At 69.3% G+C, this 2616-nt stretch carries 4 protein-coding genes; all 4 read right to left on the minus strand.

What is annotated here, in order from left to right:
• Positions 1-390: nucleotidyltransferase family protein (locus tag IL54_RS03070; RefSeq protein WP_037477698.1), on the minus strand; the 390-nt coding region annotated here is incomplete at its 3' end.
• Positions 387-1250, minus strand: coding sequence for an HprK-related kinase A (locus IL54_RS03075; RefSeq protein ID WP_037473172.1), 864 nt, complete (start codon positions 1248-1250; stop codon positions 387-389). The genes IL54_RS03075 and IL54_RS03070, both read right to left, overlap by 4 nt.
• Complete coding sequence (locus IL54_RS03080; protein WP_037473174.1) at positions 1247-1534, minus strand: HPr-rel-A system PqqD family peptide chaperone; 288 nt, start codon at positions 1532-1534, stop codon at positions 1247-1249. Before IL54_RS03080 ends, IL54_RS03075 begins: the two co-directional genes overlap by 4 nt.
• Positions 1535-1596: 62 nt before the next feature.
• Positions 1597-2616, minus strand: a 1020-nt coding sequence (locus IL54_RS03085) for a glycosyltransferase (RefSeq protein WP_037477700.1), incomplete at its 5' end; no start/stop codon positions are given.

The following is a 2616-nucleotide window of genomic DNA, read 5'->3' on the forward strand; positions in this document are numbered from 1 at the left end:
GATTAGCGCCTGTTCGACCGCTGCGAGACGGTCACGCGGCACGAGGATGTCGAGGTCGCCGATGAAGCGCCCCTGCCCGGCGCGCAGTCCGGCCGCTGCATAGGCGGTGCCCTTGAGCAGGATGACGCGCACGTCGAGGGGACGCAGCGCCTGGACCGCGCGGTCGGCTTCCCACAAGGCCTGGCGCGCTTCGCGAGCGGCGTCGGTGCGGGCGTCGGCGAGGATCGGTTCGACTGCGGGCGGGACGGGGACGTCGGCGAGGCGAGAGGCCAGCGTGCCGATCAGCCTTTCGGCGCGGGCTGCGGCGATCAGGCCGTTCCAGCCCGGTGCGTCGAGCGCGGTGACCGACGCCGGATCGCGTAGCACCCGCACCAGCAGCGCGGCGCTCATGCCCGCTCCTCCCACAGCGTTTCGACCATGGCGATGGCGTCGTCGCCCGTGGGGAAGTCGATGGCGCGGGCAGGCACGTCGCGCACGAAGCGGGTCAGGGCGACGAAGGCGGGTTCGCCGAGTGCGACATAGTTGGTCGAGGCCTGGGTCAGGCGCATGAAGATTTCGCCCTGCCCGACCGGGCGGATGTCAGGCGCATGGCCGAAGCGAGGGAAGAGCAGCAGGGCCGGCATCGCCCCCTCCCCCATGCGCGCGACGGCATCGGCGCGGGGGACCATGTGGCGGATGTCGCCCTTGGCGGTGGCGGCGAGTAGTGGACCCATGCGGGCTTGCCCGACCGTATCGGCGACGACCTCGATCGCGCGGTTCTTGAGGCTGACAAGGCGGGGAAATGGCAGGATCGCGCCACTGTCGAGATCAAGCAGGGCAAATTCGTCGCCCATGAAGCGCCAGCCGCGCTCGCCCAGCAACGCCGCCAGGGTGGATTTGCCGGACCCCGACTCGCCGGTCATCACCAGCACGCGGCCGTCCTTTTCGACGCTCGATGCATGGAGCAACAAATGCCGTCGCCAGCCGAGCGCCATCTGGAGATTCATGCCCATCTCCGCCGCCAGCAAGCCGTGCGAGAGACTCATCGGCGCGGCATCGGCAAGGCCATGGTCGCCGGTGATGAAGATGGAAGGGCGGACCCAGCGGCGCACCATGCTGGTCGGCTGGAGCCGGACGGTGAAGTCGGCGATTTGTTCCGTCACATCGGGATAGGCGGCGTAGAGGTGTTGCAACTGCGCAATCGGCTGGGGCCAGGCCGCGCCGATGCGGAAAGTGGCGGGGCCGATGCGCAGGGTCAGCGCATGGTTCATGCCGGACGCACCAGGCCAAGCGCGGCCAGCGCATAGAGATGGGTAGCGATTTCAGCGAGCGCTTCGTCGGCGGGGCCGAGGTCGAAGTCCTGCGCTAGTCGGTCATGCAACGACTGCGCGGTGACGGGGGTGCCGTCGGCCATGCGGTCGAGCAGTTCGGGCACGGGGCTGATGACCATATGGGTCTGGCCCGACCGGCGATGATAGAGCAGCGTCATATCTTCGAGCGCGCAACTGAGCAGCGCGTCGGCCGGATCGCGTCGATAGGATAGGCTGTTGTCCATAGTCCGGCACCCTGCTGCGTCGCCTCCCTCTAGCGCGGAAGCGTAGCCAAGTGCCTAACGTATCAGCGCAAGGCTGGCGATGGCAGGGCGTGGGTTTCGGGGCGATCGGCGAGGGCCGCGAAGGCGCGCCAATAGCCGTCGAGCGCACGATCGACATGATGGTCGCGCACGGCGGCGGCGAGCGTTGCGGGGTCGGCGGGCTGACGCAGCGCGCGTTCGATGGCGCGAGCGAAGGCGGCGGGATCGCTGGTTGGCACCGGGGGATGCTGGGCGGCGGCGGCGAGAACCGGGTGGATGTTGGGCGTGCTGTCGGTCGCGACCACGCCCGCACCGCAAGCCAGGGCTTCGATCAGGGTCGCGCATAGGCCTTCCCAACGGGAGGGCTGGAGCAGCAGGTCGGCTTGGCCCATCAGGGTAGCGAGTTCATGTGGGTCGCTGACGAAGCCGGTAAAATGCACGCGGTCGGCGACGCCGAGCGCAACGCATTGCTTCTGGAGTTCTGCGCGCAGCGGCCCCTGGCCAGCGATCGTCAGCTTCCAGTCGAGATGGGGCAGCATCGCCAGCGCTTCGAGCGCCGTGGCTTGATCCTTTTGCGCGGTCAGGCGGCCTACCATCAGCAAACGCACCGGCGCGGCGGGGTCGCGGGGCAAGCGGGCGGCGCGGGCCTGATCCATCATGGGGGTGACGGTCGGACGGGGCAGCAGGCGCACGGGGCCGCTGTCCGCCAGCAGGGCGCGATCATGCTGACCCATCACGATGGTCAGGGCACTGAGGCGCGCGATGGTACGGAAGCGGAAAAGCCGAGCCTGGGCGGCTACGCCGTGGCTGCCGGGGCGCTGGATCGGGTTGGAAATGCGCGCGACCGCCTGCGTCGCGGTGCCCAGCGCAGCGAGCGCGACGAGCATATTGCTCTGGTTGCCCGCCGAATAGAGGATGTCGGGGCGATGCCGCCGGACCAGCCGGGCGAGCGCAGGCCATTGCGCGATCATCGCCAATCGGCGGTTGCCGCCGGGCGCGGGAAGGCGGCGGACGGTCAGTGCCGGATCGATCAGATGCGCCGTCGGTCCATCGGTGCGCGCCAT

The sequence above is a fragment of the Sphingobium sp. ba1 genome, assembly GCF_000743655.1.
GTDB lineage: Bacteria > Pseudomonadota > Alphaproteobacteria > Sphingomonadales > Sphingomonadaceae > Sphingobium.

Bases quoted from the DNA above. Each gene is read 5' to 3' on its own strand.
- IL54_RS03075 (WP_037473172.1), bottom strand. From the start codon at position 1,250: ATGAACCATGCGCTGACCCTGCGCATCGGCCCCGCCACTTTCCGCATC.
- IL54_RS03080 (WP_037473174.1), bottom strand. From the start codon at position 1,534: ATGGACAACAGCCTATCCTATCGACGCGATCCGGCCGACGCGCTGCTC.